The 14,943-nt window shown below is 59.6% G+C and carries 18 protein-coding genes; 13 read left to right on the top strand and 5 right to left on the bottom strand.

The features are described 5' to 3' along the window. Positions 1–134 precede the first annotated feature (134 nt). Together ACZYSM_RS23015 and ACZYSM_RS23010 are read left to right on the top strand one after the other, a co-directional pair. Complete coding sequence (locus ACZYSM_RS23015; protein ID WP_489074915.1) at positions 135–797, top strand: LysE family translocator; 663 nt, start codon at positions 135–137, stop codon at positions 795–797. 64 nt (positions 798–861) lie between these two features. After that, entirely contained in the window at positions 862–1,350 is a 489-nt protein-coding gene (locus ACZYSM_RS23010) for a GyrI-like domain-containing protein (protein WP_489074913.1), read from the top strand. A gap of 44 nt (positions 1,351–1,394) precedes the next feature. On the opposite strand, the gene ACZYSM_RS23005 is transcribed toward ACZYSM_RS23010, so the two are convergent. Continuing rightward, the gene (locus ACZYSM_RS23005) at positions 1,395–1,712 is read right to left on the bottom strand and encodes a hypothetical protein (RefSeq protein WP_489074911.1); all 318 of its coding nucleotides are present in this window, start codon (positions 1,710–1,712) and stop codon (positions 1,395–1,397) included. 112 nt (positions 1,713–1,824) lie between these two features. On the opposite strand from ACZYSM_RS23005, the gene ACZYSM_RS23000 reads away from it, so the two are divergent. Beyond that, positions 1,825–2,322 carry a GNAT family N-acetyltransferase gene (locus tag ACZYSM_RS23000; protein ID WP_489074909.1) on the top strand — a complete coding sequence of 166 codons (498 nt, stop codon included), beginning with the start codon at positions 1,825–1,827 and terminating at the stop codon, positions 2,320–2,322. 255 nt (positions 2,323–2,577) lie between these two features. Here ACZYSM_RS23000 and ACZYSM_RS22995 read toward each other — a convergent pair whose 3' ends face one another. Beyond that, positions 2,578–3,063 (bottom strand): GNAT family N-acetyltransferase, encoded by a 486-nt coding sequence (locus tag ACZYSM_RS22995; protein ID WP_489074907.1) that lies wholly within the window; start codon positions 3,061–3,063, stop codon positions 2,578–2,580. Positions 3,064–3,341: 278 nt separating this feature from the next. On the opposite strand from ACZYSM_RS22995, the gene ACZYSM_RS22990 reads away from it, so the two are divergent. From ACZYSM_RS22990 to ACZYSM_RS22980, 3 genes are read left to right on the top strand one after another with little or no spacing between them, the layout of a single operon-like run. Next, positions 3,342–3,686: a YciI family protein gene (locus ACZYSM_RS22990; RefSeq protein ID WP_489074906.1), complete on the top strand. Its 345-nt coding sequence runs from the start codon at positions 3,342–3,344 to the stop codon at positions 3,684–3,686. A 26-nt stretch (positions 3,687–3,712) separates the two neighbouring features. Next, positions 3,713–4,204 (top strand): SRPBCC family protein, encoded by a 492-nt coding sequence (locus tag ACZYSM_RS22985; protein WP_489074904.1) that lies wholly within the window; start codon positions 3,713–3,715, stop codon positions 4,202–4,204. Further along, positions 4,204–5,454 (top strand): RNA polymerase sigma factor, encoded by a 1,251-nt coding sequence (locus ACZYSM_RS22980; RefSeq protein ID WP_489074902.1) that lies wholly within the window; start codon positions 4,204–4,206, stop codon positions 5,452–5,454. The genes ACZYSM_RS22985 and ACZYSM_RS22980 overlap by 1 nt, the downstream gene beginning before the upstream one ends. 8 nt (positions 5,455–5,462) lie before the next feature. Here the strand turns inward: ACZYSM_RS22980 and ACZYSM_RS22975 are convergent, their stop codons facing one another. Next, positions 5,463–6,317: a LysR family transcriptional regulator gene (locus tag ACZYSM_RS22975; RefSeq protein ID WP_489074900.1), complete on the bottom strand. Its 855-nt coding sequence runs from the start codon at positions 6,315–6,317 to the stop codon at positions 5,463–5,465. A gap of 88 nt (positions 6,318–6,405) precedes the next feature. Between ACZYSM_RS22975 and ACZYSM_RS22970 the strand changes: the two genes are divergently transcribed. Further along, positions 6,406–6,837, top strand: coding sequence for a multidrug/biocide efflux PACE transporter (locus tag ACZYSM_RS22970; RefSeq protein WP_489074898.1), 432 nt, complete (start codon positions 6,406–6,408; stop codon positions 6,835–6,837). A 10-nt stretch (positions 6,838–6,847) separates the two neighbouring features. On the opposite strand, the gene ACZYSM_RS22965 is transcribed toward ACZYSM_RS22970, so the two are convergent. Beyond that, complete coding sequence (locus ACZYSM_RS22965) at positions 6,848–7,765, bottom strand: LysR family transcriptional regulator (protein ID WP_489074896.1); 918 nt, start codon at positions 7,763–7,765, stop codon at positions 6,848–6,850. 138 nt (positions 7,766–7,903) lie between these two features. On the opposite strand from ACZYSM_RS22965, the gene ACZYSM_RS22960 reads away from it, so the two are divergent. From ACZYSM_RS22960 to ACZYSM_RS22935, 6 genes are all read left to right on the top strand, one after another. Continuing rightward, positions 7,904–8,662: a 5-oxoprolinase subunit PxpA gene (locus ACZYSM_RS22960; RefSeq protein WP_489074894.1), complete on the top strand. Its 759-nt coding sequence runs from the start codon at positions 7,904–7,906 to the stop codon at positions 8,660–8,662. A 94-nt stretch (positions 8,663–8,756) separates the two neighbouring features. Further along, positions 8,757–9,002, top strand: a complete 246-nt coding sequence (locus tag ACZYSM_RS22955) for an acetyl-CoA carboxylase (RefSeq protein WP_489074892.1) — start codon at positions 8,757–8,759, stop codon at positions 9,000–9,002. Positions 9,003–9,012: 10 nt separating this feature from the next. Continuing rightward, positions 9,013–10,386, top strand: a complete 1,374-nt coding sequence (locus ACZYSM_RS22950; protein ID WP_489074890.1) for an acetyl-CoA carboxylase biotin carboxylase subunit — start codon at positions 9,013–9,015, stop codon at positions 10,384–10,386. Then, a complete protein-coding gene (locus ACZYSM_RS22945; RefSeq protein ID WP_489074888.1) occupies positions 10,383–11,255 on the top strand; it encodes a 5-oxoprolinase subunit B family protein in 873 nt (290 codons plus the stop codon). The genes ACZYSM_RS22950 and ACZYSM_RS22945 overlap by 4 nt, the downstream gene beginning before the upstream one ends. After that, positions 11,252–12,226, top strand: coding sequence for a 5-oxoprolinase subunit C family protein (locus ACZYSM_RS22940; RefSeq protein ID WP_489074886.1), 975 nt, complete (start codon positions 11,252–11,254; stop codon positions 12,224–12,226). Before ACZYSM_RS22945 ends, ACZYSM_RS22940 begins: the two co-directional genes overlap by 4 nt. Positions 12,227–12,337: 111 nt before the next feature. Further along, on the top strand, positions 12,338–13,663 hold the full coding sequence (locus tag ACZYSM_RS22935; RefSeq protein ID WP_489074884.1) for a purine-cytosine permease family protein: 1,326 nt from the start codon (positions 12,338–12,340) through the stop codon (positions 13,661–13,663). Positions 13,664–13,847: 184 nt separating this feature from the next. On the opposite strand, the gene ACZYSM_RS22930 is transcribed toward ACZYSM_RS22935, so the two are convergent. Then, positions 13,848–14,870, bottom strand: a complete 1,023-nt coding sequence (locus tag ACZYSM_RS22930) for a transporter (RefSeq protein ID WP_489074882.1) — start codon at positions 14,868–14,870, stop codon at positions 13,848–13,850. Positions 14,871–14,943 lie beyond the last annotated feature (73 nt).

Below are 14,943 nucleotides of genomic sequence, written 5' to 3'. Positions count from 1 at the left end.
CGACGACATTCGGCACATTTACCACCGACGCACTTTCTGCGATACAACGCGCGCTAACGCTGAGATAGAAAGCCGCATTAAAAATGCAGCGTTTAATACCTGCTCACAACCTACCGCTTTCGATGGAATGAACGATGGAATTTACCAGTGGTTTCTTGCTGAGCCTTTCGCTGTGCCTGGATATCGGCGTGGCCAATATCGCGATGATCACCCTCGCCATGCAACGCGGTTACTTTCAGGGTTTTGCCCTTGGGCTCGGGACCTGCGTGGGTGATCTGATCTACGCACTGCTGGCATTGGCCGGCATGACGGTGCTGTTGCAGTACGCGGCCGTGCGCTGGGTACTGTGGGTCGGCGGTTCAGCATTGTTGTTGTACTTCGCGGCGAAAATGATCTATTCGGCGATCTATCATCAAGCGACGCTGGCCGAGGCGGGCGAGGTGAGCAGCGGCTCCCATCGGCGTGAGTTTTTTCGCGGGATCTTTCTGGCAATGTCCTCGCCGAGCGCCATCCTCTGGTTCGCAGCAGTCGGCGGCACGCTCATTGCTCGTTCCGGTGGCGGGAGTCTGCTCAGCTCCGGGTTGTTTCTGGCGGGATTCTTCTGTGCCGGGCTGCTTTGGTGTGGTGGTTTGTGCCTGGCCGCGACCCAAGGTGGCAAGTTGTTGGGCGACAAACTGTTGCGCTACTCATACATGGCATCTGCGGCGATCTTCTGCTATTTCGCGGTCTACGTGATTGTTTCTGGCTATCGGGAGTTTGTCGGCTCGGCGGGTGTGGCTGAACTTCCGGGGCTTTGACTGGGGGAATCTGGTTTGGCTTCTATACTCCCAGCCGAACCCATCTTTCATTGAGGTCGCCTTCATGGACGAGCAAAAAAACTTCGTGGTTGCTGAGCCGCGCTTTGAACATGGACATTTTTTTCTGATTGCGGGACTTGGCGGGCGGTTTACTACCGAGACAACTCAAGGCATCCCACAGCTTTGGGAAAAATTCATTCCGCATATCGGCAAAGTCCCGGGCCAAAAGGACGACGTAACCTACGGCATTTGTTGCAACCCGGACGGCAAGGGCGGTTTTGAATACATCGCCGGTGTCGAAATCAGCAAGCTCGATGATTTGCCTGAGCAGTACCGCTGGATCGAAGTACAGCCACAGCGCTATGCGGTGTTCGTGCATAAAGGCTCGCTGGCTACGTTGCCCAAGACCTTTCAATACATCTGGAAAACCTGGCTGCCCAAGTCCGGTCATACAGCGGCGGTTGCGCCGGAGTTCGAACGCTACAGCGCAGACTTCAACCCACAAACGGGGTCAGGCGTTCTGGAGATTTGGCTGCCGCTCAAGCCCGACTGACTCTGTCGAAGCCAGTCGCGGGCAGCAAGGAGCGCTGCTCGCGATCAAGGCGATCTGTAGTTCCAGACCATCTCGACGATGCGCTCCGCCAGGATGATGTAAAGCAAACACACCAGCACTTGAAGGGCGACGTGATAGCGCAGCTTCGAGAGCTTTTTCAGGCCATCGCAGATGTTCAACAGCATTAGGAGCGCCGCCAGACAGATCAACCCCCAACCGGCCAGATGAGAAACGAACAAGCCCAGGAACAGCCGCGAGTCGCCGCGTAAAGCATCGTTGCCCGCAGCGAATAGCAGGGCGCACATCAGAAAGTTTCTGAGATTGTCGAAGACGTCCTTGGTGAGGCCATCATCGAGTTGCATCCAAAATTTTGTCAGAAACTGCCGCATCAAAGATCCCCTGTCCTCAGCTGTTGTTAAAATCACCTGCCATTGCGTCTGTCGTCTTCACCTTACAAGGTAGCCGTTGTCTCCTATGAAATCGTCAAACACTGTTATCCGCGTGGTCCGGTCCGCTGATCTGGACCGCTGTTTTGCCATCGAATCGGTTGCTTACGAGGGCGACGAAGCCGCAACCCGGGAGAAAATCGCCACGCGCATTGCCACTTGGCCTCAGGGATTTATCGTGGCTGAAGTCGATGGTGTGGTCGCAGGCTTCATCAACTCCGGCGCTGCTTACCAGGTGGAAATGGCTGATGAAGCCTTCAAGGAACTGATCGGCCATGACCCGGACGGGCCGCATGTGGTGATCATGTCGGTGGTGGTGCATCCGGATTATCAAGGGCAGGGTTTGGCGAAGCGCTTGATGAGCGAGTTCATTACCCGCATGCGAGGCCTGAACAAGGCAAGCATCCACCTGATGTGCAAAGAGCGGCATGTACCGTTTTATGAGCAGTTCGGTTTTATCTACCTCAAGGCTTCAGCATCCGACCATGGCGGGATGGCCTGGCATGAAATGGCGTTGAGTCTGTGATGTAAACGCCAAGGGCCGCCTCAGAGCGCAATGCTGTTCAGTTAAGCGAGCGCTGCGACCCTGTAGGAGCGAGCTTGCTCGCGATGGATGTTAACGATAACGCGTGTTTTCTGAATAAACGCGCCGCCCTTGAGTCCATCGCGAGCAATCGAGCGTCGACCGGCTGCTCCTACAAAAGAGACCTCATTTCCTTAACTGAACAGCATTGCGCCTCAGCGCGGCCCTTTTTTTGGCTCAATAAAGACTGTCGCGTGTTCAGAAGGCCAGGGCCAGCCTGCGTTCATAGCCGATCCGGCCCTTATACGCTTCGCCGGTATCGACCCAACCTTGCTTGAGGTACAGGTCGAGCGCCACTTTATTGTGAGCGTCCACCGAGAGCATCAACCCATTGATTTCCGGCCAGGCCTGACGAGCGACTAGCGGCAGGGCTTGCAGGCAGGCTTTGCCATAGCCTTTGCCTTGGACGCGGTGGTCGACTTGCAGGGCGTGCAGTGTGGCGGTGTCTTCATCGGCCCAATGGGGAAGGCACGGCGGACGTTTGAGCAGCAGGAAGGCCACGGGAATTTCCTGCGAGAGCAGGGCGAAGCCTTTGACGCCAGGGTTGGGTTTGGACAGCAGGCTGTGCAAGGCACCGTGAATATCGCCTGAGAATTCCTTTTGCTGCGCAGGGATTTCGATGGCTTCGACTTGTTGGCGCTGAGTGGGAGTCAGGCTTTCGTAGGGCACAAGCTGAGTAGTCACGAGCGATGTCCGTGTTGCGACGAATGTGAGGTCTGGATTCTAACGAGTTTGCGGCGGGCAGAAATATTTTTGTGGCAACACGTCGATCGTGTCGATTTCGGTTTATGCCAGACGACTAGTGGTGTCTTCTCGATTTGAACGCTGTGCACCAGCGGCCGCTCGACAACTCATCACGATGAGCGGTACGGCGTTGTTCGATCTGCAACCCTGATCGTCGGGATTTTCGCCAAACCTCGAATCAGCAGCCATAGTTGATCAGCTTGATGACGGAGAATTTCATGAAATACCTATGCCTGGTCTACAGCGACGAGCATCAGCTGCACAGTCATCCCGACAGCCCGAAGGATGTGGAGTGCATGGCCTACGCCGAGTCGGTTCAGGGCAGTGGCCGGATGCTCGCTGCCGAGGCGCTGGAGTCGGTGCAGACCGCCACCACCGTGCGCATGCGCAATGGCAAGTTGTCGATCACCGACGGGCCATTCGCTGAAACCAAAGAGCAATTGGCCGGTTTTTATCTGATCGATGCCAAGGACCTCAACGAGGCCATTCAGGTCGCTGGCAACATCCCAGCGGCCCGGGTTGGCAGTGTTGAAGTGCGCCCCGTACGTGAATTGAATCCCTGATAACACTCATAAGCAGGAGATACTCGATGACCGCTCAACCAGCTCAGCAGCAGCCTGCTGAATTTGAGTTATCCATCAGCCGTTTGATTGATGCCCCCCGCGCCAAGATCTTCCGTGCCTGGACCGAACCGCAATTGCTGGCGCAGTGGTGGGGCCCCCATGGCATGACCACGCCGGAATGTGAGATGGACCTGTGGGTCGGAGGCCAGTTTCGCACCCTGATGCGCGCGCCGGACGGCAGCGAATATCCCACCCAGGGTGTCTACCTGGAGATCGTCGCGCCACGGCGGATCGTCTTCACCGATGCCTTCAAACCGGGCTGGATTCCCTCGGGGAAACCCTTCATGACCGCCGAAGTGACCCTTGAAGAGGTCTACGGAAAAACGCTCTACACCGCGCGCGCCATTCACTGGACTGAAGAGGATCGTCAGGCTCACGAGGCGATGGGTTTTCATGACGGTTGGGGACAAAGCCTGGACCGACTGGTAACGCTGGTAACCGAAGGCATGCCTGACTGATGCCAGGGGACGCGAGCGGGGCGGTCAAGGCACTGGTCGAGACGGTTTATCGCACCGAGTCACGGCGGATACTCGCGACCCTGATTCGCCTGCTCGGTGATTTCGACCTTGCCGAAGAGGCTTTGCATGAGGCCTTCTTCGTCGCGGTCGAGCGCTGGCAGCGTGACGGCGTGCCAGACAATCCGCGCACCTGGCTGGTGTCGGTCGGGCGCTTCAAGGCCATTGACGGGTTGCGTCGGCGGGCGCGTTTCAGTGCCTCTCAGGCGGCGTTGGTCAGCCAGGTGGAAGAGCTCGAAGAGGCCGACTGGAGCGAGGAAGACGTGGAGGATGATCGTCTACGATTGATCTTTACCTGTTGTCACCCGGCCTTGGCGGCGGACGCTCAGGTACCGTTGACGCTTCGAGAAATCTGCGACCTGACCACTGAGGAAATCGCCCGGGCCTTTCTCACGGCACCGGCCACCATCGCCCAGCGCATCGTGCGCGCCAAGGCGAAAATTCGTGACGCAAAAATCCCCTATCAAGTGCCGTCCATGGCTGAACTACCCGAGCGTTTGGACAGCGTATTGCGGGTGATTTATCTGGTTTTCAACGAAGGTTACTCGGCTTCGATGGGCGCGCAGTTGACGCGTGAAGATCTGACCACCGAGGCCATACGCCTTGCTCGTTTGCTGATGGAGTTGCTGCCGGAACCCGAGGTGATGGGGCTGCTTGCGCTGATGCTGCTGCACGAGTCGCGACGCCCGGCCCGGACCTCGGCGGCGGGCGAACTGATTGTGCTGGATGAGCAAGACCGTTCGCTGTGGAATACCGAACTGATTGCCGAAGGTTGTGGGTGGGTGGAGCAGGCGCTGAGCACTCGACGCTTCGGCCCATACTGCCTGCAAGCCGCGATCGCGGCGGTGCATGCCGAAGCACCGACAGCAGAGGAAACCGACTGGGTCGAGATCGTCGGGCTTTATGACGTATTGCTGCGGGCGGTGCCTTCACCGGTGATCGAGTTGAATCGCGCGGTGGCCCTGGCCAAGCGTGATGGACCGCTGGCGGGGCTGGAATTGATCGAGGGGATTCTGGCCCGAGGCGAGTTGCTCGATTACCACCTGGCACATGCGTCACGGGCCGAGTTTTGCCGGCAGTTGGGGCGCGTCGAGCAAGCCAGAGAGGCTTATCAGCGTGCCCTTGAACTGACTCAGCAAGTACCGGAACGGCGGTTTATCGAGCGGCGGCTTGAAGAGCTGAAACTGTTCTAAGCGCGGTTTTACTCCAACATTTTCCCCAGCAACCAACTCCCCGCCGGGCCCGGCGGATGCAGACGTGACCACAGTGCATCCACTGCCACCGGCCGTGGCCAGCCGCGCACGTTGAGTTCATGGAGTGAGCCGGCGCCAAAGCGGCCGACCAGCCAGCGCGGTAATGGCGCCCAGCCGAACCCCCGCTGAGCCATTTCCAGCAGCATCAAGTAACTCGGTGCCGACCAGACGCGGCCCTGCGCGCGGGTTTCATAAGGATTGACGATGGTCGCCAGGCGCAACTCTCGATGTTGTTGCAAGGTGTCCTTGTTGACCTTTTTCAGCGCGGCCAGCGGATGCTCGCGGGATACAAACAGTGCAATTTCCGTGCGTTCGTCGACCGTCGAACTGGCAAGGTCCGCCGGGTAGCTCGGTTGCATCTCGGCGAAGGCAATCTGCGCCCGGCCGCGCTGGACCAGCGCCACCAGGTCGTCGCATTCGGCGATCAGGCATTCGAGTTCCAGGTCCGGGTAACGCTGCTCGAATGCACTCAAGCACGCTTCGAAACGGTCGGACTGATAGGTGTCGGAAAGGGCCACGGTCAGCTTCGGCTCAAAGCCTTGTGACAGCTGGCTGGCGGCCATTTCCAGCCGACTGGTCGCGGCCAGGATGTCTTCGGCGCGCTGCAGCATCACGTGCCCGGCCGGGGTAAGGGTTGGTTTACGGCTGCTGCGATCGAACAGAATCACGTCCAGGTCGATTTCCAGACTGGCGACGGCCGCGCTGATGGTCGACTGACTCCTGCCTAGCTTGCGTGCAGCCGCAGAGAACGAGCCTTGGGTCGCTGCCTGGACAAACGCCAGCAACACTTCGTGGGATGCCATGAACTATCGCCTTGATCGATGGTTATTGGTTATGAAGTATCGGCTGGATGGGCAATGATGGCAACACAGTCACTTAAGGAGCTTAGTCATGAGCACCCACAAATCCATTACTGAACGTATTTTCCAGGCCATTGGTTTTGAAGTTCTCGCCGTCATAGTGTGTACGCCGTTGCTCGCCTGGCTGATGGATAAGCCGGTACTCGATATGGGCGTTGCGACCATCGCCATTGGCTTGATCGCACTGGGCTGGAACGTACTGTTCAACGGCCTGTTCGACCGTCTGCTCAAGCGCTTTAGCGTGGCTCAGAACGGCTGGACCCGCGTACTGCATGCGCTGTTGTTCGAAGGCGGTCTGGTGGCGGTCAGCGTGCCGTTGATTGCCTGGTGGCTGAACATCAGCCTGTTGCAGGCATTGATCCTGGACCTCGGCGTGCTGCTGTTTTTCCTGCCGTACACCTACCTCTACCACTGGGCATATGACGTGGTGCGCGAGCGGGTGCAGCTGAGTCGGATGACGTGATCCACCGCAATCAACGCCGCACCGAATGCTGCTGCGGCGCCAGGAACGCATCGTGGAAATAATCACGGAACGCTTGCATCGCCGGGGTAAAGGCGTGCTCGCGGTGCCAGGCCAGGCCGACGCTCATGGGCGTCACCGGGTCGGTCACGGTCAGGGTTTCGATGCGTTTGCCTTCCAGCGACCAGGGGCGGTGAACGAGGTCGGAGAGGATCGCCACGCCGCTGCCGTTGGCGACCATGCTGCGCACCGCTTCCACTGAACTGGTGCGCACCCGTACTTTGGGTTGTTGGCCGGCGTGTTCCCAATAGCGCATTGCGCTTTGTTCGGCTTCATCGACGGTCAACAGGATGTAGGGTTCTTGCGCCACATCTGCCAGGCTCACCGCCGAGCGCTCACACAGCGGGTGATGGCTGGGCAGCCACAAGCGACGTTCGGAATTGAAGAGAATTTCCGAGACGATGTCCGGGTGGGTGAGGTTGGCGGTCAGCACCACTGCCATGTCAAAACGACCTTCCAACAGGCCTTGCTCAATGGCCTGACGTTCCTGCTCATGGACCTCGATGGCGACGTCCGGATGCCAGTGGCTCAGGAGTTGCAGGTGATGGGGCAGGAAGTAGCCGATCACCGTATAGCTGGCCGCGACGCGCAGCACGCCACTGGCGCGATAGTCCGGTAGCGGGCTGTTCAGTGCATCGTCGACACTGCGCAAAATCACGTAGGCCCGATTGAGAAAATGCCGCCCGGCATCGGTCAGGCTCATGCCCTGGGCCGAGCGCTGAAACAACAACGTGCCTAGCATCCCCTCTAGTTCCTTGATCGCCGTGGTCACCGCCGACTGAGAAATATTCAGATGGATCGCCGCTTGGGAAATCTGCCCGATTTCGGCGGTGGCGACGAAATAGCGGACCTGACGCAGGGTAAGGGACATGGTCGTTTCCTGAGGGGTAGACAGGTTTTAAGGTATCTGTTTTTCAGAAGATACCCTATCTGTTAATAGATCTTCCCAAGGGGGTGGCGGGAATTTAACGTGGCCTGCATGAAGTCACAAGAGTCAGGAGCAAGCGTGATGCAGGCAGTGGATTTCAATTCGGACATGGGTGAAAGCTTCGGCCCGTGGACCATCGGCGATGGCGTCGACAATGAGCTGATGGCTTTCATCAGCTCGGCCAATATCGCTACCGGTTTCCATGCCGGCGACCCCGGCACGATGCGTCGCACCGTCGAGCAGGCCAAACGGCTGGGCGTGGCCATCGGTGCTCATCCGGGGTTTCGCGACTTGGTGGGTTTCGGTCGTCGGCACATCAATGCACCGGCCCAGGAGCTGGTGGACGACATGCTCTACCAACTCGGCGCCCTGCGGGAAATGGCCCGCGTTCAAGGCGTGCCGCTGCAACACATCAAACCCCACGGCGCGCTCTACATGCACCTGGCCCGGGACGAGGAGGCAGCGCGGCTATTTGTCGAAAACCTCAACCGCCTCGACCCTGAACTGCTGCTGTATTGCATGCCGAATTCAGTGATCTGGCGCATTGCTACCGAGCTGGGCCAACCCGTGATTCGCGAGTTTTACGCCGACCGCGATTACGACCTCAGCGGCTCCATCGTGTTCACCCGCAACGTTCGGGCACTTGATCCGGCCGCCGTCGCCGCCAAGGTATTGCGCGCTTGTCAGCAAGGCCTGGTACGTACTGTCGAGGGTGAAGACCTGGCCATCGAATTTGACTCCATCTGCCTGCACAGCGACACGCCGGGTGCGCTGGATCTGGTCGAGGCTACACGTGCCGCGCTCGATCAGGCCGGGATCGAGGTGTGCGCTCCCCGATGACGTTTTAACGGAACACCACGCGCTCAGACGCGGGGGTTCAAAACTGGTTTCACTTTTTGCCTGCCTTTCTACAACTATTCCAAGAGGAACAGACATGGCCGAATACACTGTTATCACCCCGTTGCCGGGGACGTTCTACCGCAAGGCCACGCCCGAGTCGCCGGACTTTGTCGAGGTCGGTGCGCAGGTTAGCGCTGACACCGTGATTGGTCTGATCGAGGTCATGAAGCAGTTTTCCGAACTGACCGCCGGGACGGCCGGTCGTGTGACAGCCTTTAGGGTGGAAGACGGCGATCCGGTGGAACCGGGTCAGATCGTCGCGACACTCGACGACGAGTGAGGACGCGATCATGACTCAGCGCATTACCAAACTGTTGATCGCCAATCGCGGTGAAATCGCTGTGCGGATTATTCGCGCCGCGAAAGAACTGGGCATCCCGACTGTCGCCGCGTGCAGCGAGGCGGATGTCGATTCGCTGGCGGCGCGCATGGCCGATGAGGTGCAGGTCCTTGGCCCGGCCCGTGCCGATAAAAGTTACCTGAATGTCGAGGCCCTGCTCGGCGCTTTGAACGCCAGCGGCGCCAATGCAGTGCATCCAGGCTACGGCTTCCTGTCCGAGAACGCAGCGTTCGCCGAAGCGGTGCAAGCGGCCGGAGCGATCTTCGTTGGTCCAAGCCCGGAGACCATTCGGCGCATGGGCGACAAGGCCGAAGCGCGGCGCACTGCGCAGGCTGCAGGCGTGCCGGTAGTGCCGGGCTCGCCCGGTGAACTGTTTGACCTCGAGTCCGCGTTGAAGGCCGCCGAATCGGTGGGTTTTCCGCTGCTGATCAAAGCCTCGGCGGGTGGCGGCGGGCGCGGTATTCGCCTGGCTGAAAACGCCGCCCAACTGGCCGAGGAATTCCCTCGTTCCCAGCGTGAAGCGCAAGCGGCGTTCGGCAACGGAGCGGTGTATCTGGAGCGCTTTATCAGCAAGGCTCGGCATATCGAAGTCCAGGTACTGGGCGACGGTAAACATGCCGTGCATTTGTTCGAACGCGAATGCTCACTGCAACGGCGTCGGCAGAAAATCTTTGAAGAGGCGCCGTCCCCGGTTTTGAATTCACAGCAACGTGAGGCTCTCTGTTCCAGTGCCGTTCGCCTGACTGAAGCCCTTGGCTACAAGGGCGCCGGTACCTTGGAATACCTCTACGACGACAGCACCGGTGAGTTCTTTTTTATCGAGATGAACACGCGGATTCAGGTCGAGCACCCGGTCAGTGAACTGATCACCGGCATCGATCTGGTCCAGGCGATGTTGCGTATCGCTGGCGGCGAGCCGCTGGGGCTGCGCCAGAGTGATATCCAGATGCACGGCGCCGCGGTGCAAATGCGTCTGAACGCTGAAGACCCGGCGCGAGATTTTTTCCCGAGTCCCGGGCTGGTGGAAGAACTGATCTGGCCTCAAGGTGCCGGCGTGCGCGTCGATACCCATCTGTATCCCGGTTACCGCGTGCCGCCGTACTATGACTCGCTGTTGGCCAAGTTGATTGTGCATGGCCGCGATCGTGCCGAAGCCTTGGCTCGCGCTCGGATCGCGCTGGAACATACAACGTTGACCGGCATGGCCAGTACCTTGTCGCTGCATCGCGAACTGCTGGATGAGCCGTGGCTGCACAGCGCCGACTTCCATACCGGCACCCTGGAAACCTGGCTGGCCGAGCGCCGCAGCGGAGGTGAGTCATGAGCAGTCCAATCCGCTACAGCTTTGGCGGCGATGAACATCTGTTTGCTGAGGTCAGCGAAAGCATGTCCCTGGAGGCGTTCTTCAAAGGCATGGCGGTGACCCGTGCAGTGGAGCGTCTGGCGCTCGAAGGCGTGCTCGATGTGTGCCTGGCCAACGCCTCGTTCCAGATTCGTTTCGACCCGGATCGCATCGCTCCGCACGCCCTGCTCGAAGTGGTGAAAGGCGCGGAAGCCGAGGCCGTGGCCGAGCGTACGTTACACACGCGGATCATCGAAATTCCGGTGCTGTACAACGATCCCTGGACCCACGAAACCCTGATGCGTTTTCGCGACCGCCATCAAGACCCGAGCGCCACGGACCTGGAGTACGCCGCGCGGATCAATGGCCTGGCTGACGTCGACGCTTTTATCGCCGCCCACAGTGGCGCGCCGTGGTTTGTCTCGATGGTCGGCTTCGTCGCCGGCTTGCCCTTCATGTTCCAGATGGTCGAGCGCGAGCGGCAGTTGCAGGTACCCAAGTACCTGCGGCCGCGCACCGACACCCCGAAACTGACCCTCGGCCATGGCGGCTGCTTTGGCTGCATTTACTCGGTACGCGGTGCCGGCGGTTATCAAATGTTCGGCGTCACCCCGGCGCCGATCTACGACCCGGCACAGAACCTCGCCTATTTGAAAGAGCACATGGTGTTCTTCCGTCCCGGCGATATCGTTCAGTTCAAACCCATGGATCGCGAGGCTTACGACCATGCGGTGGCTGAAGTCGAGGCCGGGCGTTTTGACCTGCGCATTCGTCCGGTGGAGTTTTCGCTGGACGCGTTTCTGGCTGACCCGATTGGTTATCCCAAATCTTTGCAGGAGGTGCTGGCATGATCAAGGTGCTCAAACCCGGCCTGGCCACCTCGGTCCAGGACCTGGGCCGCGAAGGCTACTACCACCTTGGCATTCCGCCATCCGGCGCGCTGGATCAATACGCTCTGAGCGCCGCCAACCAGTTGGTCGGCAACCCAGCAGGGGCGGCAGCGCTGGAGTGCACGTTGCTCGGCCCAGAGCTGGAATTTCAGCAGGACGCTTTGGTGGCGGTCTGCGGCGCACACATGACGCCACGGGTCGACGGTGTCGAGATGCACCCCGACACCGCCTTCACCGTGCGCGCCGGGCAGGTGCTGCGCTTTGACTTTCCCAAGGCTGGCGCCCGGGCTTATCTGGCAGTGGCTGGCGGCATCGATGTGCCGTTGGTGCTCGGCAGTCGTTCGACTTACGCCCTCGGTGCGCTGGGTGGTTATCAAGGACGACGCCTGGCGATTGGCGATCAATTGCCGATTGGCATCGACAGTGGCAAGAGCCGCGCCGGGGCCAGTTTGCCGATGGCGTTGCGTCAGGCACTGGGCGGCGAGATCACTCTGCGGGTGGTACCGGGTCTGTATTACCACCGCCTGACTGAATCTGCCGCGGCGAGTTTTTTCGCCGAACCCTGGACCGTCGGCTCGGAAGCGGACCGCATCGGCTATCGCTTCAAGGGCGGTAGTGCGCTGACTTTCCAGCCGCGCGAACAGCCGTTCGGCGCCGGTTCCGATCCGTCGAACATCGTCGACAGTTGTTATCCCATCGGCTCGATCCAGGTTCCGGCCGGGCTCGAACCGATCGTGTTGCATCGCGATGCGGTGTCCGGTGGCGGTTACGCGATGATCGGCACGGTGATCAGCGCTGACCTTGACCTGATCGGTCAGATGCAACCGAATCAAAAGGCCCGTTTTGTCGCGGTGACCCTCGAAGAGGCGCTGGAGGCTCGGCGCTCCTATAAGAAAAAACTCAGTTGTCTGAGCAAGCTGTTCCCGTCCTGATTCTGCCCGCAGCTTGGCGCGGGTAATGCCAAAAGGTTAGCAATCACCGCACTTCGGTGCGGTGGCGGCTGCCCGCGCTTCAACCTTTGATTGGTTTTGGAGTTCACGCATATGGCTGCTTTATCGCAATCGAGTCAAACCGGGCAGGACCCGACCAGCGTTCCGGTCCCGGCAGATGCACGGATGGGCCGACTGTCCCTGACCATGGCCTGGTGGGCCGTGTGCAGCGCGATGTTCTACATCGTGGTTGGCGCGTCGTTGGCGTTGTCCTACGGCACACGTAATGCGCTGATTGGCATGCTGCTGTCGGTGATCAGCTACGGTCTCATCAACTCGGTCCTCAGCCGTTTCGCCATTCGCAGCGGCCTGTCGGTGGCGCTGTTTTCACGGCTGTTGTTCGGTCGCACGGGTGCCTGTCTGGCGACGCTGATCTTCTTCTCCACGGCGATCTATTACGCGGTGTTCGAAGGCTCGGTGATCGCCGTGGCGCTCAATCATTTGTACCCGGAACTGGTCTATCCACTCGCAGCCTTGCTGGTGGTGCTGTACAGCGTGCCGATGATTCTGGGCAGCGTGCAGCACTGGCTGGACAAGCTTAACGGCGTGCTGCTACCGGTCTATCTCGGCGGTTTGCTGTTCGCGGTCGGCCTGTCCATTGTCCGCTATGGCTACCAGCCGCAATGGCTGGATTTCGGTCCAGCGACACCCAGCGCGTTCGGCTGGTGGGATTGTTTCGTCGCCTACATGGGCGTTTGGGTGCTGATGCTGTTCACCTTCGACTACGCCCGCTTCGGCAAGCCTGAAGACGCCACCTACCACGGTCGCTGGAACTTCGGCATGCCGTTTTATGCGGTGACTTTCCTGCTCAACGGCGCAGCCGGGATCTACCTGGTCAGCAGCATTCCCCATGAAGGTGCGCTGAACGAAGTTTCGGTGGTGATGGCGATTCTGCAGTTGATGGGGTTGTGGGGCTTACTGTTCGTCTGGGCTACGCAGACCCGGATCAACACCGCCAATTACTACCTCGCGACGCTGAACATGCAGGCGTTCTTCGCCCGCTTCGGCTTGCGTGGTTCGTACCTGATGTGGGCGGTGGCGGTGGGGTTGATTGTGTATGGGCTGATGCTGGCGGATGTGTTCGCCTATCTGCTCAAGGCACTGGCTTATCAGGGTATTTTCGTGGTGGCGTGGGTGGGTGTTGCGCTTGCGCAAATTCTCTATGGGCGTAGCGATGTGACGGCGATACACAGCGTGGCGGCGTTCAACCCGGTCGGGCTGACGGCCTGGTTTGGCGGGACGGCACTGGGCTTGGTGTTGATGTTTGTGGGAGGCGGGCTGAGCAGTTTTTCGGCACCGTTGACCGGGGTGTTGGCGTTTGGCTTGCAGGTCGGGTTAACGAGCCGGAGTGCGCTTCCCGGGACCGCGCGCATTTCGTAGCAGTTGCCGTCAGGCTACGTCCGGCTGTGAAGCAGTCGTAAAATCAGACACCGCAGTTTTTCAGGTTAACCGTGGAGGCAGGATTTACGACCGCTCTGTCTGACTGCAGCCCAGACCGAACGCAGCCTGGCGGCAGCTGCTACAGGGATTGTGCCGGGCCTGAAATCCTTTAAGCCCACTTGACTCAATAATCCTGCCGTTTGCGAAACGCCCACCGTCCGGCCAGCACGGTAAAGGTCGCCACCAGTGCCACTAGAATCCAGAAACCCTCGGGGTCGCCCGAAAGCGGGATACCGCCAACGTTCATGCCGAAGAACCCGGCAATGATGTTAATCGGCAGCGCCAGCACGGTGACCACGGTCAGGGTGAACAAGGTGCGGTTGCTTTGTTCGTTGAGGTTGGCGGCGATTTCTTCTTGCAACAGCTTGATGCGTTCGCCCAGGGCCATGAGGTCGTTGATGATCAGCGCAAACTCCTCGGTGGACTTGCGCAGCTCCTTGACGTCGTCCTTCTGCAACCACTGCGGTGGGCGGTTGAGCAGCCGTAGCAACGAACCTGGCTCAAGCGCCAACAAGCGTTGCAGGCGCACCAGCACCCGGCGGTTGGCACCCAGTTCGGCGCGGTTGGTGGACAGGCGTGAGGACAATAACTGGTCTTCGATCTGATCGACACTGATGCTGGTTTTACGCACGATCTGGGTCAGCACTTCGCCCTGATCACGCAGCAGATGCACCAGCAGTTCCAGCGGTGAGCGAAAGCGCTCACCGGCCTTCACCGAGGAGCGCAGCTTGTCCACCGAGTGCAAGGGTTGCAGGCGAGCACTGATGATCAGGCGACTGCGGGCGCAGACCCAAAGGGTCGAGATGTCCGAAGACACCATGCTGCTCAGGTTGAACACCACATCGTTGACCACTGCCAGCAGCGCCGAATCGACGTGTTCTATGCGTGTGGAGCGTGAACCTTCATGCAGCGCCTCGAAGAATTCTTCCGGCAACGCCAAATGGGTTTTCATCCAGCGCTCGCAGGCGGCGTGGGCCAGGTTCAGGTGCAACCAGAGAAACTCGTCGGGGTCACCGGGTTGCTGCAAGTATTCCAGAGCCTTGGCCGAATCGATCTCACGGCCGCGTTCGCCTGGGCGAAAACTGAAGCCGTAGAGCAGGCCAAACAGATCAGTATCGCGATGGCTTTGGTCGATGCTGTGGTTCATGGAGTCTCGCTGGCGGGATGTGCCTGTAGGACGTTTCACAGGTTCACTTGAGCCGCATCATGGCAAGGCTGTT

The organism is Pseudomonas sp. F220 (assembly GCF_057813935.1).
This window is presented reverse-complemented; position numbering and strand designations above follow the sequence as displayed.

Bases quoted from the DNA above. Each gene is read 5' to 3' on its own strand.
- ACZYSM_RS23015 (WP_489074915.1), top strand. From the start codon at position 135: ATGGAATTTACCAGTGGTTTCTTGCTGAGCCTTTCGCTGTGCCTGGAT.
- ACZYSM_RS23010 (WP_489074913.1), top strand. From the start codon at position 862: ATGGACGAGCAAAAAAACTTCGTGGTTGCTGAGCCGCGCTTTGAACAT.
- ACZYSM_RS23005 (WP_489074911.1), bottom strand. From the start codon at position 1,712: ATGCAACTCGATGATGGCCTCACCAAGGACGTCTTCGACAATCTCAGA.
- ACZYSM_RS23000 (WP_489074909.1), top strand. From the start codon at position 1,825: ATGAAATCGTCAAACACTGTTATCCGCGTGGTCCGGTCCGCTGATCTG.
- ACZYSM_RS22990 (WP_489074906.1), top strand. From the start codon at position 3,342: ATGAAATACCTATGCCTGGTCTACAGCGACGAGCATCAGCTGCACAGT.
- ACZYSM_RS22985 (WP_489074904.1), top strand. From the start codon at position 3,713: ATGACCGCTCAACCAGCTCAGCAGCAGCCTGCTGAATTTGAGTTATCC.
- ACZYSM_RS22980 (WP_489074902.1), top strand. From the start codon at position 4,204: ATGCCAGGGGACGCGAGCGGGGCGGTCAAGGCACTGGTCGAGACGGTT.
- ACZYSM_RS22975 (WP_489074900.1), bottom strand. From the start codon at position 6,317: ATGGCATCCCACGAAGTGTTGCTGGCGTTTGTCCAGGCAGCGACCCAA.
- ACZYSM_RS22970 (WP_489074898.1), top strand. From the start codon at position 6,406: ATGAGCACCCACAAATCCATTACTGAACGTATTTTCCAGGCCATTGGT.
- ACZYSM_RS22965 (WP_489074896.1), bottom strand. From the start codon at position 7,765: ATGTCCCTTACCCTGCGTCAGGTCCGCTATTTCGTCGCCACCGCCGAA.
- ACZYSM_RS22960 (WP_489074894.1), top strand. From the start codon at position 7,904: ATGCAGGCAGTGGATTTCAATTCGGACATGGGTGAAAGCTTCGGCCCG.
- ACZYSM_RS22955 (WP_489074892.1), top strand. From the start codon at position 8,757: ATGGCCGAATACACTGTTATCACCCCGTTGCCGGGGACGTTCTACCGC.
- ACZYSM_RS22950 (WP_489074890.1), top strand. From the start codon at position 9,013: ATGACTCAGCGCATTACCAAACTGTTGATCGCCAATCGCGGTGAAATC.
- ACZYSM_RS22945 (WP_489074888.1), top strand. From the start codon at position 10,383: ATGAGCAGTCCAATCCGCTACAGCTTTGGCGGCGATGAACATCTGTTT.
- ACZYSM_RS22940 (WP_489074886.1), top strand. From the start codon at position 11,252: ATGATCAAGGTGCTCAAACCCGGCCTGGCCACCTCGGTCCAGGACCTG.
- ACZYSM_RS22935 (WP_489074884.1), top strand. From the start codon at position 12,338: ATGGCTGCTTTATCGCAATCGAGTCAAACCGGGCAGGACCCGACCAGC.
- ACZYSM_RS22930 (WP_489074882.1), bottom strand. From the start codon at position 14,870: ATGAACCACAGCATCGACCAAAGCCATCGCGATACTGATCTGTTTGGC.